The organism is Bosea sp. OAE506, assembly GCF_040546595.1.
GTDB lineage: Bacteria > Pseudomonadota > Alphaproteobacteria > Rhizobiales > Beijerinckiaceae > Allobosea.
This window is the reverse complement of record NZ_JBEPOB010000001.1, coordinates 3,018,990-3,034,764: the sequence shown is the minus strand read 5'-3', so window position 1 is coordinate 3,034,764 and position 15,775 is coordinate 3,018,990. Positions and strand designations below refer to the sequence as shown.

Here is a 15,775-nt window from a genome sequence, read left to right as displayed (position 1 = left end):
GGCGCGGCAGCGTGCCGCCTTTATAGCCCGCCGACCGGGGCTGTCGCCGCCTTGTTCTGCACAGGCGCCTCGGCAGGCTTCGTGCGCAGCGAACGCCAGATCGCCCAGCTGGCCTGGAAGCACAGCCCCGCGACGAAGACATCGAAGAGATATTCCGGCCAGCGCACCGGCGCGACGCGGGCCGCCAGCCCGAGCAGCGCGAAGCCCGTGGTCGAGATCACGTCGTTGCGCGAGGACAGCCAGGTCGCCTTGATGACGGGATTGTCCTCGCCCCGGAAGCGCCAGAGCACGCCGACGATCAGGACCGCGATGACGACCGCACTGCCGGCGGAGAAGCCCAGCGCCCAGACCTCGATCGGCCGCGGCGTGATGATCTTGGCGGCGAGGTCATAGAGCGTATGCAGCCCCGCCACCGCCATCACGGTGCCGATCGCCATCGCCGCCAGCCGCTCGGCCCGCGCATCGCGGCCGAAGACGATGGCGGCGATGCCGTACAGCGCAACGTCATAGACCCAGTCGACGCCGTCCTTGAACAGCTGGGCATTGCCGACGGCGAGTGCCCAGGCGACGACGCCGGTGGCGAAGACGAGGATGCCGAGCGCGATGCCCCAGATCGTCAGGGTGTAGGCGCGGGCAGTCGTCGGCACGACCGGAAGGGGCTCACTCATGTGGGGCTACCAGGCCGTCATTCTCGGGCATAGCGAAGCGTAGACCCGAGAATCTCCTGCTGGAGATGCCCGGGTCAAGCCCGGGCATGACGCTGCACTCACCCGCGACCGACGAAGGGCGCGTTCGTCGCCATCACCGTGACGAACAGCACATTTGCCTCCGGCGGCAGGCTTGCCATGTGCAGCACCGTGGTGGCGACATTGTCGACGTCCATGACGGCCTCGACCTTGATCGAGCCATCCGCCTGCGGCACGCCCGTGGTCATCTTGCGGGCCATCTCGGTCAGCGCATTGCCGATATCGACCTGGCCGACGGCGATGCCGTATTTGCGCCCGTCGAGCGAGGCGGTCTTGGTCAGCCCGGTGATGGCGTGCTTGGTCGCGGTATAGGCGACCGAGTTCGGCCGCGGCGCATGGGCCGAGATCGAGCCGTTGTTGATGATGCGGCCGCCCTGCGGAACCTGGTCGCGCATCGCCTTGAAGGCCTCCTGGGTGCACAGGAACGGGCCGGTCAGGTTGGTGTCGACGACCTTCTGCCAGTCCTCGATCGACAGATCCTCCAGCAGCACGCCGCCCGGCGCGTTGACGCCGGCATTGTTGAACAGCACGTCAACACGGCCAAACGTGGCCGTCGTCTTGGCGAAAAGCGCTTGGACCGAGGCCTTGTCGGTGACGTCGGTCGGGACGGCGAGCGCGCGCCCGGCGGCCGCGCCCGACAGGGCGATCGTCTCCTCCAGCGCATCCGCGCGGCGGCCGGCCAGCACGGTGCGATAGCCATCCTTCAGAAAAGCGAGCGCTACGGCCCGCCCGACGCCCGATCCGGCTCCGGTGATGATGGCAACCTTGTCATGGGCGGGCGTGCTGGCGGCGGGCATGGCGAATCCTCTGGTTTCTTGCCGGTTCAACCGTTTCAAATCCGGTGGGGCGGACCATAGCAGCGTGCTGCATACAGGGAACAGCGTTTCGCGCAGGCGCCCTCGCCGGCCAGTGCCGGGGCGCGGGCCCGATCAGCCCGCCACGGCCGCGTTGGCGCCGAGCCAGGGGCAGTTCACCGCCGTCTGCGGCTGGGCGACCGGGCGGCCAACCAGATAGCCCTGGAAGGAATCGATGCCGAGCGACAGCAGCGCCGTGGCTTGCGCCTCGGTCTCGACGCCCTCGGCGACGATCTGCAGGGCGAAGCGCCGCGCGATCAGCGCCGCGCCCTCGATCACCGAGCGCGAGCGGCCGTCGATGTCGGCGATGAAGGATTTGTCGATCTTGATCTGGCGCATCGGGAAATCGCGCAGGCGCGCCAGCGAGGAATAGCCGGTACCGAAATCGTCGACGGCGAGGCAGATGCCGAGCGCGTCGAGCTGCGTCAGAACCGCAAGGGTCTGCTCGTCATCGGCCGGCATGAATACCGATTCGGTGACCTCGAGATGCAGCCATTGCGCGCCGAGCTGGTGGCGGGCGAGCGCGCCGCGCACGATGTCGACGAATTCCGGCTGCGCGAGCTGCCGCACCGAGCAGTTCACGGCCACCGCCGCGCGCACGCCGCCGCGCTGCCAGCGCGCCGCGGCCGCACAGGCGCGATCCAGCACCCAGGCACCGACCATCGCGATCTGGTTGCTCTCCTCCGCGATCGGGATGAACTCGTCGGGAGCGAGCGTGCCGAGCGTCGGATGCGTCCAGCGCAGCAGCGCCTCGAAGCCGTGGAGATCGCCGGTGGCCGCTGCCACGATCGGCTGGAAGGCGAGCCAGAACTGGTCCTGCTTCAGGCCCGCGGCGATGTCGTCGGCGATGCGCTCGCGCCGCTGCAGGGCGATGGCGAGCGAATGGTCATAGCTCAGCGGCACGGCGGAGTTCTGGCGCTTGGCCTGTGTCGCGGCGAGATCGGCCGCCCAGATCAACTCCTCGAGCCCCTGCCCGTCCTGCGGATAGCACGCGACACCGACGCTCGCGCCGACATCGAGCGTCTGGCCGTAGAAGACGTAGGGCGTGCTGAACAGCTTCTCCAGCACGGTGGCGGAGGCCTCGGCCTGGGCTGAGCCGGGCGTCACCACCACCAGTTCGTCGCCACCCCAACGGGCGATCAGCGCCTGCGCCGGCAGGCGGGTCATGAGCCGCAACGCAATCTCGCGCAGCACATAGTCGCCGGCATCGTGGCCCAGTGTGTCGTTGATGCGCTTGAAGCGGTTGAGGTCGAGGAAATAGACCTCCGCCGTGCCGGCGCGGGCCACGACCTTCTCGAACTGCTCCGACAGGCCACGGCGGTTGAGCAGCCCGGTCAGCAAATCATGCGAGGCCTGGTGCTCCAGCGTCTCGGTGCGCTCGCGAACCTTGTTCTCGAGCGTCTGGTTGGCGTCCAGGATCTCGGCCATCAGCTCGGTGTTGCGCTGGCCCAGCTGGACGGACTGGAGCAGCAGGATGCGGTTGGCCCGGTGGCCGGCAATCATCACGCAGCAGAACACAAGTCCGAGCAGGCCGATCACCGAATCGGGCCCGGAGGTGAGCATCAGCCGGATCGCGCCGGGAACCATCAGGATGGCGATGTAGAGGGGACCGATCACGCCAAAGGGCGAGAGAATACCGATCGCACCCGCCGCCATGCCCGCCAGCACGATGCTGGTGGCGAACTTCACCAGCGGATCGGCCACGCCGAGCAGCAACCAGGCCAGCACGGCCCAGCTCGCCGCGGCGGCGAGCTTGCCGAGGCCCGCGATCAGGATCTCGCGTGCGGGAGAGATCGCGGCGCCGCGCGTCACCGCCGCCACGATGGCCCGCTGGACGGCGATCCGCAGCAGCGAGACCAGCGTGACGAAACCGAACCACCACCAGACCCAGGTTGCGCCGGCGGTGGCGGCGAGCCCGGAGACGGCGGTGGAGGCGACGTAGTTGACGAGAAGCGCGGGAAGATAATTGCGTCGGACGATCGGGAGCAGCGCGGCGGCAACCTGACCCGACTGACGCAAGGGCGCGGTGGGATGCGTGATCAACCGGCTCGTCCAGCTAGAGAGACTCACAAAGTGTGCGTCACTCATACAAGACAATCGGTATCCAAACGTAAACAAAGCAAGCCCGCGCGGGCGCGATGACGGCCGAGAGCTCGTCGCCGCGCCTGCACCTTGGCTTGCCTCTTCTGCGGCACCTCAACCGGCCGCTGACGCCGCCTCTATGGCGGCGCCGGCGCTACTCGGCCGGCTTCCAGTTTACGGTCTTGCAGAGCACGCCGACGATGCAGCCCCGCGTCGAAAGACCGTCCGGCTTCACTGTCAGGGTCATGGCGAAGCGGCGGTTGCGCTTGGGGTCGAAGGCCTCGCCCTTGAGGCTGTCGGCGCCGTTCGGCTGCAACGTCAGAACCAGCCGGTCGCCGACCTCCTCGCCGCCGCTCGTGTCCTTGATCCAGACATTGGTCGCGCAGATGTTGCTGCCGCAGGGCGCAATGCGCACGCGCGCATTGCCGTCGTCGCGCAACCAGACGCCGCTCGGATCGGCGCTGTTGGCCAGCGCCGGCAGCGCCGGGGCGATCGACAGGCCAAGGGCGATCAGCGTGGTTTTCAGCTTCATGGCTTCCTCTCCAGTCGGTTCGGTAACCGGATACGCGGCTGGGTCGCCGCCGGTTTCACGATCACGCGCAATGTGATCCCGCCGGCATCTGGTGGCGTAACCTTCCCACAGCAACCCGGAGAGCCCCCTTTGAAAATCCTCCTGACGGCCTACGGCGCCGCCGCCCTCGCCTTCCTCGCCATCGACGCGGTCTGGCTCTCGACCATGGCGAATCTGATGTACCGCCCGCTGCTGGGCGATCTGCTGGCGCCGAGCTTCCGGCTGGTGCCCGCCATCCTGTTCTACGCGATGTATATCGGCGGCATCGTCTTCTTCGCCATCCGCCCCGCGCTGGCGACCGGCCGCCTCGCCACTGCTGCGCTGCACGGCGCGGCACTCGGCTTCGTCGCCTACGGCACCTACGACCTCACCAACCATGCCACGCTGCGTGACTGGCCGGCGATCATCACCATCGCCGACATGATCTGGGGCACGCTGCTGACCGCGAGCGCCTCAGTCGCGGGTTATGCCGCCGCCCGGCGCGTTGCCTGAGGCGGCGGTCTCCGCCTCCGCCAGCAGGGTCGAGAAGGAGAGCGCGGTGAAGGCGGTCAGCCCTCCCGCGCTCATCATGTTCAGTCGCAGCAGCGCGGCATACTCCGCCTCGCTGTAGAGATGGAACGGTGCGCCGTACGCGCCGTGGAACAGGAAATAGGCGAGGAAGCAGACACCGGCGAGCGGGAACGCAGCGATCCAGCGCTCATGCGGCCGGAAGATCAGCAGCGCGAGCACCGCGCAGGGCACGAGGAAGATCTCGACGCCCGAGGCGACGCCGAAGACCTTGGCCGAGAGCAGCGTGTTGGCGATGCCCGCCACAGGCAGCATCGCCCGCCCGATCAGCGTGTTCCAGCGCGACAGCGCCGGCACGGCGAGGAAGAAGGGCGTCGAGAGGAAGGTCCAGGCCGTGGGGCCGATCTCGGGCCCGACCGTCCAGTAGACATAGAGCGGATAGAAGGGCTGGTTAGAGGCGACGAGCAGCGCGAAGAAGTTCGCGGTGGCGACGCGCGGATCGGGATGATGCGCATAGGCCTTGAGCGCGGCCATGACGTCCTGGAACCGGGCGATGAGGGACATGTCGGGCAGCCTCGTGCGAGGGACGATGCCGCATCTACGCCCCCCGCCGCGGCTTGGGTCACAGTTCGGCGTCCGGCTCACATGCGGAAGACGCCGAATTTCGTCTCCGGCACCGGCGCATTGAGGCACGCCGAGAAGGCCAGCGCCAGCACCCGGCGCGTCTCCGAAGGCAGGATGATGCCGTCGTCCCAGAGCCGCGCCGTCGCGTAATAGGGCGAGCCCTCGGCCTCGATCTTGTCGCGGATCGGCTTCTTGAAGGCCTCCTCCTCCTCGGCGCTCCAGCTCTTGCCATCCGCCTCGATGTTGTCGCGGCGCACCGTCGCCAGCACACTGGAGGCCTGCTCATGGCCCATCACCGAAACGCGGGAGTTCGGCCAGGAGAACAGGAAGCGCGGCGAATAGGCTCGCCCGCACATGCCGTAATTGCCCGCACCGAACGAACCGCCGACCAGCACGGTGATCTTGGGCACCCGCGCCGAGGCGACCGCCGTGACCAGCTTGGCTCCGTCCTTGGCGATGCCGCGGGTCTCGACGTCGCGCCCGACCATGAAGCCCGTGATGTTCTGCAGGAACAGCAGCGGGATGCGCCGCTGGCAGCACAGCTCGATGAAATGCGCGCCCTTCAGCGCGCTTTCCGAGAACAGGATTCCGTTATTGCCGATGATGCCGACAGGAATGCCGTGGATGCGGGCAAAGCCGGTGACCAGGGTCGTGCCGTAGAGCTTCTTGAACTCGTCGAACTCCGAGCCGTCGACGAGCCGGGCGATGACCTCGCGGATGTCGTACTGCTTCTTGAGATCGGTCGGGACCACCGCCTCGAGTTCGGCGGGGTCGTAGAGCGGCTCGACCGGCTCGGCGATGTCGATATCGGGCCGCTTCACGCTGTTGAGATTGCCGGCGATACGCCGCGCGATGGCGAGCGCATGGGTGTCGTCGCCCGCATAATGATCGGCAACGCCCGAAAGCCGCGCATGGACATCGGCGCCGCCAAGATCCTCGGCGCTCACGACCTCACCGGTCGCCGCCTTCACCAGCGGCGGCCCGCCCAGGAAGATCGTGCCCTGCTGCTTGACGATGACCGTCTCGTCCGACATCGCCGGCACATAGGCGCCGCCCGCCGTGCAGGAGCCCATCACCACCGCGATCTGCGGAATTCCTTCCGCCGAGAGCGTCGCCTGGTTGTAGAAGATCCGGCCGAAATGCTCGCGGTCCGGGAAGACCTCGGTCTGGTGCGGAAGGTTCGCCCCGCCCGAATCGACGAGGTAGAGGCAGGGCAGCCGGTTCTCGCGCGCGATCTCCTGCGCCCGCAGATGCTTCTTCACCGTCATCGGGTAGTAGGTGCCGCCCTTGATGGTGGCGTCGTTGCAGACGATGACGCATTCGCGCCCGGCGACGCGGCCGATGCCGGCGATCATGCCGGCGCCATGCACATCGCCCTCATACATGCCGAAAGCCGCGAGCGAGCCGATCTCCAGGAAGGGCGAGCCGGGGTCGAGCAGGCGCAGCACGCGCTCTCGCGGCAGGAGCTTGCCGCGGGCGACATGGCGCTCCCGTGAGCGCTCATTGCCGCCCAGCGCTGCGGTGGCGCGCCGCTCCAGCAATTCGCCGCACAGACCAGACCAGGCCTGCGCATTGGCCTGCGCATCGGCCGAAGCCAGATCGACCTTGCTCTCGATGACCGGCACGGCGCTCTCCCAGGCAATTATCTCGTTGCCGCGTTATGGCCCGGACCGTTGCAAAGGCCAACGGCGGGGATGCTCACAGGGGGAAGGCGAAATCTCCCATGTCCCGCGGCGCCTGTCCCGCACGGCGGCCTTCAGACCGTCGGGCCGAAGATCCGCTCGAACGAAGCGCGCAGCGCGACATCGACATCGTCCATCGTCACCGGCAGGCCGAGATCGACTAGCGAGGTGACGCCGTGCCGGCTGACGCCGCAGGGCACGATCCCGTCGAAATGGCCGAGATCCGGCTCGACATTGAGCGAGATGCCGTGGAACGAGACCCAGCGGCGCACGCGGATGCCGATGGCGGCGATCTTGTCCTCGGCGTCGGGCGCCTTCTCCGGCCGCCGGACCCAGACGCCGACCCGGTCCTCCCGCCGCTCGCCGCGGACATTGAAGGCGTCGAGCGTATCGATCAGCCAGGCTTCGAGTGCCGCGACGAAGCGCCGGAGATCCGGCTCGCGCCGCTTCAGGTCGAGCATGACATAGGCCACGCGCTGGCCAGGACCGTGATAGGTGTACTGCCCGCCGCGGCCGCTGCGATGGACCGGGAATCGCTCCGGCGCGATCAGATCCTCATCCTTCGCCGAGGTGCCGGCGGTGTAGAGCGGCGGATGCTCCACCAGCCAGACCCGCTCGGCTGCAAGACCATCGGCGATCAGCCCGGCGCGATGCTCCATTTCAGCCACGGCCTCGTCATAGCCGACGGGCCGCTCCGCCACGACCCATTCGACCGGCGGCGAGCCAGCGGCGGGCAGGAACAATTCGGAGAGCGCCTCGCGCGTCTTCACTGCGCATTAACCCTGTTGCGACCAACTTCGGAACGAAGCGGCGGCGAGCCTCATGCTCCCGACCGGAGCAACAGGCAAGTTTGGTTGTTCGTATTCTGAAGTAGGGTTCCGGAGGCACGACTTGAAGGCTGATCTCGATCTCGTTCCCGTCGAACTGACGGTCGTGCTGGGTTCCGCGCGGATGCCGATCTACAAGCTGCTGCGCATGGGCCGCGGCGCCATCATTGAGCTCAACGCCAGCGAGACCGACGAGGTCCAGATTCTTGCCAACAACCATCCCTTCGCCAAGGGGATCGTCGTCGTCAGCGGCCAGAAGATCTCCGTCGAGATCACCCAGATGCTGAAGCGGCCGACGGTCTACACCCTGCAGACCGTGGCCGCGGCGGCCTGATCGCGTTTTCCTGCTCAATGCCCTTGTGGCGACGGATTCGATTTGCTAGACCCGCGCCGCTCCGGAGTTCACCGCCACGGCGGGACGCTTCGACGCCGCGGTCATGGCGGAATTGGTAGACGCACTACCTTGAGGTGGTAGCGGGGAGACCCGTGGAGGTTCGAGTCCTCTTGACCGCACCAAATTGAGGGCACCAGCCCGGCGAACGGCGATCCGCAAGGGTCGCCGTTCGCGTTTGGGCCCCCACCGCGCTCGCCCCCCTCGCAGCCTGTTGCATTGCAACCGCGCCGCGGCGCTGACACAAGGGCGGCAGGCGCCGCTCCGAATCCCGGTTGCGCCGAATCTCCTTCTCGCAGCACGGAGCGGCCCATGACGGACACCGAGAACGCTGCGGCTGCCGCGAACGAGCGCCCGATCCGCGACGAAGACGGCGCCATCGACACCGCGCTGGTCGAGCAGGTCTCGCAGGCGCTTCTCCTGTCCGACCTGACGACGCTGCGCTCCGTCGTCGCCGACATGCACGAGGCCGATCTCGGCGCGCTGCTCGAGGCGCTCGACGCCGAGGAGCGCACGCGGCTGATCTCGCAGTTGGGCCGCGACTTCGACTTCACCGCGCTGACCGAGGTCGACGATTCGGTCCGCGAGGAAATCCTCGAGACTCTGTCGCCCGAGACGGTGGCCGAGGGCGTGCGCGATCTCGACACCGACGACGCCGTCTACATCCTCGAGGACCTCGACGAGGCCGACAAGCAGGAGGTGCTCGACCGGCTGACCCCCGCCGAGCGCATCGTCCTGCAGCAGGGCCTCGACTATCCCGAGGGCAGCGCCGGCCGGCGCATGCAGAGCGAGATCCTCGCCGTCCCCGCCTTCTGGACCGTCGGGCAGACGATCGATCATCTGCGCCAGACCGACGATCTGCCGGAGCGCTTCTTCGAAATCCTCGTCGCCGATCCGGCGCATCACTTCGTCGGCTCCGTGCCGCTCGACCGGCTGCTGCGGACGCGGCGCCCCGTCGGCATCGCGACGCTGGTCGAGGAGGACAGCCGCTCGATCAAGGCGACCGACGACATCGAGGACGTGGCGCGTCTGTTCCAGCGCTACAACCTGATTGCCGTCCCCGTCGTCGACGACGCCTCGCGGCTGGTCGGCGTCGTCACCATCGACGACATCGTCGACGTCATCGAGGAAGCCGCCGACGACGACGTCAAGCAGCTCGGCGGCGTCAATGCCGACGAAGAACTCTCGGATCCGGTCCGCGAGATCGCGCGCAGCCGCTTCAGCTGGCTTTTCGTCAACCTCGTCACCTCCTTCCTCGCCGCGGCGGTGATGAGCCTGTTCGAGGCGCAGCTCTCCCAGGTCGTGGCGCTGGCCATCCTCGCCCCCGTCGTGGCGAGCCAGGGCGGCAACGCCGCGACGCAGACCATGACCGTGGCGGTCCGGGCGCTGGCGACTCAGGAGCTCGGCGGCTGGAACCTGCGCCGCTTCTTTACCCGCGAGATGATCGTCGGGTTGATCAATGGCGTCGGCTTCGCGCTGATCACCGGCATCGTCGCGGCGCTCTGGTTCGGCAGCCAGGGGCTCGGCGTGGTCATTGCCATCGCCATGGTGGTCAACCTGTTGGCCGCCGCCATGGCGGGCGTCGTGATCCCGGTCGTGCTCGACCGTTACGCGATCGACCCTGCCGTCGCCTCCGGGACCTTCGTCACCACGGTCACCGACGTCGTCGGCTTCTTTTCCTTCCTCGGCATCGCCGCCATCTGGCTCGCTTACGCCTGATTGGGCCCTCGCCGGTTAGCGTAAACCGCCCGTCAAGCTTTCTCCTCAATCTTGCGCGACATGACCGGTCGTCGCATGAACCCTTTCAAGCCCGCATCCCTCTTCGCTGCCGCCGCGCTGGCCGTGCTCGGCGGCTGCGTCGCCATGGAGGGGCATTATCCCGCCAAGGGCGATGCGCGCCCGCATCCGGGCGTGGCGGAGGCGCTGCGATACCCCATCCAGGGAATCGACATCTCGCGCTGGCAGGGCGACATCGACTGGACCGCCGTGAAGGGCGCCGGCACCCGCTTCGTCTTCATGAAGGCCACCGAAGGCGGCGACCACATCGACCCCGCCTTCCTGCGCAACTGGGAAGGCGCGCGCCGCGCCGGCATCCCGCGCGGCGCCTACCACTTCGTCTACTGGTGCCGGCCGGCCCATGAGCAGGCGCTCTGGTTCAAGCAGCACATCCCCAACGACCCCGACGCGCTGCCGCCCGTGCTCGACGTCGAGTGGAACGGACATTCGAAGAGCTGCCCGAAGAAGATCGACCGCAGTCTCGCGCTGGAAAAGATCCAGCTCATGCTGACCGAGCTCGAGCAGCTCACCGGCAAGAAGCCGATCATCTACACCGACATCACCTTCCACAAGGACGTGCTGGAAGGGCAGTTCGACGACTACCCCTACTGGATCCGCTCGACCGCCGCCCTGCCCCAGGTGCGCTATGCGAACCGCCCCTGGGAGTTCTGGCAGTTCACCACGACCGGCCGTGTGCCCGGCATTAAAGGCGACGTCGACCGCAACGCCTTCTTCGGCAACGAGGGCGAGTTCGTCGGCTGGCGCACCGGCGAGTTCGACATCGGCACGCGCCAGTGGAAGCGCCAGCGTCCGGTTGCGCCGCAGCCGAGCCCGGGCCCCGACCGGCCGGCCGCGCCGACGCCCGCCGTCGCCGCCATTCCCGGCAGCGTCGCGCCCGTCTCCTCCGCCTTCAGCCCCGCCGAGGAGATCGCCGAGAGCGATTGACCGTACAGCACGCCGCCCCGGCCCCGCGGCAGTTAACCAAAGCTGAAATGAAGCCGCCGCATTCGATCCAATTCTAACCGGCTCTTAACCACGGTCTCGCCATCTCGAAGGGTGAGCCAGGAGAAGGAGAAGCCGGTGCGATCGACGATGTGGAAGCGGGTGGCCCTCCCGGCCGTCCTTGCCGGCCTGTTCGCCATTCTCACCGGCCCTGCCGAAGCGCTCTATCCCAAGAAGAGCGACGCGGCCCCGCATCACGGTGTCCGCGACGCCCGCCGCCAGGCCATCCAGGGCATCGACGTCTCGCGCTGGCAGGGCGAGATCGACTGGGAGAAGGTCGCCGATGCCGGCACGCGCTTCGCGTTCATCAAGGCGACCGAGGGCGGCGACCATCTCGACCCGAATTTCCGGCAGAACTGGGCCGGCGCCAAGAAGGCCGGCATCGCGCGCGGCGCCTATCATTTCGTCTGGTGGTGCCGCCCGGCCAAGGAGCAGGTCCGCTGGTTCAAGCGGCACATCCCGCGCGATCCCGACGCCCTGCCGCCCGTGCTCGACGTCGAGTGGCAGAACGGCTCGCAATGCACCCGCAAGGTCTCGCGGGAGGACGCGCTCGAGAAGATGCGGATCATGCTCGCGGCGCTGCACGAGCACACCGGCAAGAAGCCGATCATCTACACCGACATCAACTTCCACGAGGACATCCTCGAAGGCGAGTTCAACGACTATCCCTACTGGCTGCGCTCGACCGCCGCACCGCTGAAGCATCGCTACAACCGCGAGCAGTGGGAGTTCTGGCAGTTCACCACCACCGGCCGCGTTCCCGGCATCACGGGCGATGTCGACCGCAACGCCTTCTTCGGCAGCGAAACGCAGTTCGCTGCCTGGCGCGAGGGCCGCTTCGACATCGGTTCGCGCAAATGGCACGGCGGCGAGCCGCGCGTGGCCGGCACGAAGACGCCTGCGACGGCAGCCGGAACCCGTGCGCCCAAGGCCGCGGGCGGGACGATCCTGCGCATGACGCCGCCCGGCAAGGTGCCCCAGCGCACCGCCAGCAACGACTGAGGCGACGGCCGTCATCGAAGCGTCATGGCGCGGGCGCAGGCCTTGCCCGCCCCCTCCGCTCGCTGCCCGGCCGCCGATGAACGCCCCCACCGCCCTCCCCGATGCGCAGTCGCGCATCGGCATCATCTGGGCCTATCGCTTCGATGCCGAAGGCGTGCCCTCGCTGATCGATCGGGACAGCGTGCCGGACGTCGCGCCGGGGGCCGGCTTCGTCTGGATCCATCTCGATCTCGTCCACAGCCGCGCCAAGGACTGGATCACGCAGCAGCCCTGGCTGCCGGCGGCGGCGGAGGACATGTTCGTCTCCACCGAGACGCATCAGCGGCTGGAACATTCCGCGGGCCTGGTCTGGGGCGTCTCGCATGATCTCGTGCGCGACGTCGCCGCCGATTCCGACCGCGTCGGCCCGCTCTACTGGATCGTCGGCGAGCGCCTGCTGCTGACCGGCCGGCGTGAGGCGCTGCAGTCGATCCGCCTGGCCGCCGATGCGCTGAACCGCGGCGAGACCATCGAGAGCCCGGTGCTGCTCTTCGAATTCATCATTGAGCACATCATCGACGACGTCGCCCGGGCCGTGGTGCGACTGATGGACGAAACCGACGGCGTCGAGGACCAGGTGCTGGCCGACAGCTTCGACGACGCGCCCGCCCGCGTCGGCGCGGTCCGGCGCATGGCGGTCAGGCTGCATCGCCAGCTCGGCGGGCTGCTGCTGCTGTTCCGCCGCTTCGCCGAAACCAGCTCCGGTCGCAAATCGCCCGACGAGGTCAAGGCCGCCGCCACCCGCCTGCTGCAGCGCATCGACGGCCTGCATCATGATGTCCAGTCGGTGCAGGACCGTGCCCGCCTTTTGCAGGACGAGATGTCAGCGCGCACCGCGAGCCAGACCAACCGCCAGCTCTACGTGCTCTCGATCCTGACGGCGCTGTTCATGCCGGCGACCTTCATCACCGGCCTGTTCGGCATCAATGTGAAGGGCCTGCCCTGGATGGAGCACGATCTCGGCGCGCTCTTCGTCGCGCTGACCTGCCTGGGCGCCGCGCTGCTGACCCTGGTGCTGCTGCGCCGTCGCGGGGTGATCGGCGGGTGAGGGGCGGCGTCCCCAGCCCTTCCGCACCGATGCCCAACCCGCTGCGCGCGCCCGCGCGCTGACTTGGGCGCCAGCCGCGCTATAAGTCGGGGAAACGCCGGACGCCACGCCGCGCCGGCCCCTTGGGAGGTCCACCATGCTCGCCAATGCGCCCCGCCCCTTCAATTTCGACCTCGGCGAAACCGCCGACGCCATCCGCGACACGGTCCATGCCTTCGCGCAGGAGAAGATCGCGCCGCGCGCCCAGGAGATCGACCAGACGAACCAGTTCCCGCGCGATCTCTGGCCGCAGATGGGCGCGCTCGGTCTGCACGGCATTACGGTCAAGGAGGAGGATGGCGGCGCGGGCCTGGGCTATCTCGAGCATGTCGTCGCGATCGAGGAGGTCTCCCGCGCCTCGGCCTCGGTCGGCCTCTCCTACGGCGCCCACAGCAATCTCTGCGTCAACCAGATCGCCCGCAACGGCAACGCCGCCCAGAAGGCGAAGTACCTGCCCAAGCTGATCTCGGGCGAGCATGTCGGCGCGCTCGCCATGTCCGAGCCCGGCGCGGGCTCCGACGTCGTCTCGATGAAGACGAAGGCGGTGAAGAAAGGCGACCGCTACGTCCTCACCGGCAACAAGATGTGGATCACCAATGGCCCCATCGCCGAGACGCTGGTCGTGTACGCCAAGACCGATCCCGAGGCCGGCTCGAAGGGCATCACCGCCTTCCTGATCGAGAAGGGCATGAAGGGCTTCTCGACCCATCAGAAGCTCGACAAGCTCGGCATGCGCGGCTCCGACACCTGCGAACTGGTCTTCGAGGAGTGCGAGGTCCCCGAGGAGAACGTGCTGGGCGCGGTCGGGCGCGGCGTCAACGTGCTGATGAGCGGGCTGGACTATGAGCGCGTCGTTCTAGCGGCCGGCCCGCTCGGCATCATGCAGGCGGCGCTCGACGTGGTCATGCCCTATGTCCATGAGCGCAAGCAGTTCGGCCAGGCGATCGGCGAGTTCCAGCTCGTTCAGGGCAAGATCGCCGACATGTATGTGATGATGAACGCCTGCAAGGCCTATGTGTATTCCGTCGCCAAGGCCTGCGACCGCGGCGAGACCACCCGCGAGGACGCCGCCGGCGCCATCCTGATCGCAGCCGAGAAGGCGACCCAGATCGCGCTCGACGCCATCCAGCTGCTCGGCGGCAACGGCTACATCAACGACTACCCGACCGGCCGCCTGCTGCGCGACGCGAAGCTCTACGAGATCGGCGCCGGCACCAGCGAGATCCGGCGCATGCTGATCGGACGGGAGCTGTTCCAGAAGACGAGGTGAGGGCCACACCCGTCATGCCCGGGCTTGACCCGAGCATCTCCGGACGAGAGGACAGCAGGCGCTTCGTTCGGCCTGAGATTCTCGGGTCTGCGCTTCGCTCCGCCCGAGAATGACGCGAGGTTTGGATGCCCCTCTACTTCGCCTACGGCCTCAACATGGACTCAGCCGGCATGGCGCAGCGCTGCCCGCGCTCCAAGCCGCTGGGGCTCGCGCGCCTGCCGCGCCACCGCTTCCTCGTCACCACGGACGGCTACGCGTCCGTCGTCCGCGACCCGCGCGAGGAGGTCCATGGCGTGCTCTGGGACTGTTCGCTCGGCGATATCCGCACGCTCGACAAGTTCGAGGACCTCGCCAGCGGGCTCTACGTGAAGATCAGCCAGCCGGTGATCGTGCCCGGCGGCGCCAAGCGCGCGCTCGTCTATATCGGCCGCTCGGGCGATCCCGGCCGGCCCAAGCCCGGCTATATGGAAACGGTTATCGCCGCAGCCAAACACTGGGCTCTGCCAGAGAGTTACGTCGCCGGCCTGAATCGCTTTCTGAGCAAGCCGACTCTGGATCTGAAGACGATTGCTCAGGATGCGGGCGACCTGCCGCCGGGGCCGGTCGCGGGCGTCCGGCCGCGCGCGCTCGCGCCGAAATAGGGTCTCGCCCTATTTCCAGAGCAGCGCCAGGAGCCGGACCGCGATCACCAGCAGGAAGCCGGCGATGATCGTTCCGACGATGCGGTGACGCTTGGCCCGGTCGGGGAACTGCCGGGCGAAGAGCCGCCCCAGCGGCTTGCGGAAGAGGAAGGCGACGACCAGCAGGATGACGAGGACGTTGACCGGACTCACGCGGTCGCCTTCGCAGCCGGATCGCGGGGCTCGGCCGCATCGAAAGGCGCGCCGGCCTTCTTCCAGGCGCCGAATCCGCCTGCGACATGCGCCACGGGCTTCAGCCCCATTTCCTGCGCGGCCTTCGCCGCCAGCGCCGAGCGCCAGCCCCCGGCGCAGAAGAACACGAAGCGCTTGTCCTGCTGGAAGACCGGCTTGGCATAGGGGCTCTCGGGATCGATCCAGAACTCGAGCATGCCGCGCGGGCAGTGGAACGCCTCGGGCATCCGCCCTTCCCGCTCCAGCTCGCGCGGATCGCGCAGATCGACGAAGACGACGTCGTCGCGGCCCAGCAGCGCCTGCGCCTGTTCGACGCTCAACGTCTCGACGACGGCCTCGGCTTCCGCCAGCAACGCCTTGTAGCCCTTGGTGATGGTCTGCGGCATCGCGGCCTCTCCCTGAAACGGCCGGCACCGTGGCCATTGCCGCAGCCTGCGTCAATC

17 protein-coding genes and 1 tRNA gene are annotated in these 15,775 nt (G+C 68.0%); 9 read left to right on the top strand and 9 right to left on the bottom strand.

The genetic code is table 11. From position 1 onward, the window contains the following. Positions 1-20: 20 nt before the first annotated feature. From ABIE41_RS14845 to ABIE41_RS14830, 4 genes are all read right to left on the bottom strand, one after another. Positions 21-668, bottom strand: a complete 648-nt coding sequence (locus ABIE41_RS14845) for a cation efflux transmembrane domain-containing protein (RefSeq protein WP_192641130.1) — start codon at positions 666-668, stop codon at positions 21-23. Positions 669-766: 98 nt separating this feature from the next. Further along, the gene (locus ABIE41_RS14840) at positions 767-1,543 is read right to left on the bottom strand and encodes an SDR family oxidoreductase (RefSeq protein ID WP_192641129.1); all 777 of its coding nucleotides are present in this window, start codon (positions 1,541-1,543) and stop codon (positions 767-769) included. A gap of 132 nt (positions 1,544-1,675) precedes the next feature. Then, complete coding sequence (locus ABIE41_RS14835) at positions 1,676-3,643, bottom strand: putative bifunctional diguanylate cyclase/phosphodiesterase (protein WP_192641128.1); 1,968 nt, start codon at positions 3,641-3,643, stop codon at positions 1,676-1,678. Between the two features lie 193 nt (positions 3,644-3,836). Further along, positions 3,837-4,214 (bottom strand): DUF2147 domain-containing protein, encoded by a 378-nt coding sequence (locus ABIE41_RS14830; protein ID WP_192641127.1) that lies wholly within the window; start codon positions 4,212-4,214, stop codon positions 3,837-3,839. A gap of 129 nt (positions 4,215-4,343) precedes the next feature. Between ABIE41_RS14830 and ABIE41_RS14825 the strand changes: the two genes are divergently transcribed. Then, on the top strand, positions 4,344-4,745 hold the full coding sequence (locus ABIE41_RS14825; RefSeq protein ID WP_192641126.1) for a DUF2177 family protein: 402 nt from the start codon (positions 4,344-4,346) through the stop codon (positions 4,743-4,745). On the opposite strand, the gene ABIE41_RS14820 is transcribed toward ABIE41_RS14825, so the two are convergent. From ABIE41_RS14820 to lipB, 3 genes are all read right to left on the bottom strand, one after another. Next, positions 4,707-5,324: a hypothetical protein gene (locus tag ABIE41_RS14820; protein ID WP_192641125.1), complete on the bottom strand. Its 618-nt coding sequence runs from the start codon at positions 5,322-5,324 to the stop codon at positions 4,707-4,709. The genes ABIE41_RS14825 and ABIE41_RS14820 overlap by 39 nt on opposite strands. A gap of 77 nt (positions 5,325-5,401) precedes the next feature. Continuing rightward, entirely contained in the window at positions 5,402-7,009 is a 1,608-nt protein-coding gene (locus tag ABIE41_RS14815) for a carboxyl transferase domain-containing protein (RefSeq protein ID WP_192641124.1), read from the bottom strand. 131 nt (positions 7,010-7,140) lie between these two features. Then, the gene (lipB, locus tag ABIE41_RS14810; protein WP_192641123.1) at positions 7,141-7,836 is read right to left on the bottom strand and encodes a lipoyl(octanoyl) transferase LipB; all 696 of its coding nucleotides are present in this window, start codon (positions 7,834-7,836) and stop codon (positions 7,141-7,143) included. A gap of 121 nt (positions 7,837-7,957) precedes the next feature. Here lipB and ABIE41_RS14805 point away from each other — a divergent pair, with 121 nt between their 5' ends. The 8 genes from ABIE41_RS14805 to ABIE41_RS14770 all read left to right on the top strand — a co-directional run bounded on the left by ABIE41_RS14805 (position 7,958) and on the right by ABIE41_RS14770 (position 15,101). Beyond that, on the top strand, positions 7,958-8,227 hold the full coding sequence (locus ABIE41_RS14805; protein WP_192641122.1) for a FliM/FliN family flagellar motor switch protein: 270 nt from the start codon (positions 7,958-7,960) through the stop codon (positions 8,225-8,227). Positions 8,228-8,324: 97 nt separating this feature from the next. Beyond that, positions 8,325-8,409 (top strand) — tRNA-Leu (locus ABIE41_RS14800). Positions 8,410-8,596: 187 nt separating this feature from the next. Continuing rightward, positions 8,597-10,003 (top strand): magnesium transporter, encoded by a 1,407-nt coding sequence (mgtE, locus tag ABIE41_RS14795; protein ID WP_192641121.1) that lies wholly within the window; start codon positions 8,597-8,599, stop codon positions 10,001-10,003. Positions 10,004-10,078: 75 nt separating this feature from the next. Continuing rightward, positions 10,079-11,005: a glycoside hydrolase family 25 protein gene (locus ABIE41_RS14790; protein ID WP_354192356.1), complete on the top strand. Its 927-nt coding sequence runs from the start codon at positions 10,079-10,081 to the stop codon at positions 11,003-11,005. A 135-nt stretch (positions 11,006-11,140) separates the two neighbouring features. Beyond that, positions 11,141-12,064, top strand: a complete 924-nt coding sequence (locus ABIE41_RS14785) for a glycoside hydrolase family 25 protein (protein ID WP_354192354.1) — start codon at positions 11,141-11,143, stop codon at positions 12,062-12,064. Positions 12,065-12,140: 76 nt separating this feature from the next. After that, positions 12,141-13,151 carry a CorA family divalent cation transporter gene (locus ABIE41_RS14780; protein ID WP_192641119.1) on the top strand — a complete coding sequence of 337 codons (1,011 nt, stop codon included), beginning with the start codon at positions 12,141-12,143 and terminating at the stop codon, positions 13,149-13,151. A 136-nt stretch (positions 13,152-13,287) separates the two neighbouring features. Next, complete coding sequence (locus tag ABIE41_RS14775; protein WP_192641118.1) at positions 13,288-14,460, top strand: isovaleryl-CoA dehydrogenase; 1,173 nt, start codon at positions 13,288-13,290, stop codon at positions 14,458-14,460. A gap of 125 nt (positions 14,461-14,585) precedes the next feature. After that, positions 14,586-15,101 carry a gamma-glutamylcyclotransferase family protein gene (locus tag ABIE41_RS14770; RefSeq protein WP_192641117.1) on the top strand — a complete coding sequence of 172 codons (516 nt, stop codon included), beginning with the start codon at positions 14,586-14,588 and terminating at the stop codon, positions 15,099-15,101. Positions 15,102-15,110: 9 nt separating this feature from the next. On the opposite strand, the gene ABIE41_RS14765 is transcribed toward ABIE41_RS14770, so the two are convergent. Together ABIE41_RS14765 and ABIE41_RS14760 are read right to left on the bottom strand one after the other, a co-directional pair. Next, the gene (locus tag ABIE41_RS14765) at positions 15,111-15,293 is read right to left on the bottom strand and encodes a hypothetical protein (protein ID WP_192641116.1); all 183 of its coding nucleotides are present in this window, start codon (positions 15,291-15,293) and stop codon (positions 15,111-15,113) included. Beyond that, entirely contained in the window at positions 15,290-15,718 is a 429-nt protein-coding gene (locus ABIE41_RS14760) for a rhodanese-like domain-containing protein (protein ID WP_192641115.1), read from the bottom strand. The genes ABIE41_RS14765 and ABIE41_RS14760 overlap by 4 nt, the downstream gene beginning before the upstream one ends. Between the last annotated feature and the right edge of the window lie 57 nt (positions 15,719-15,775).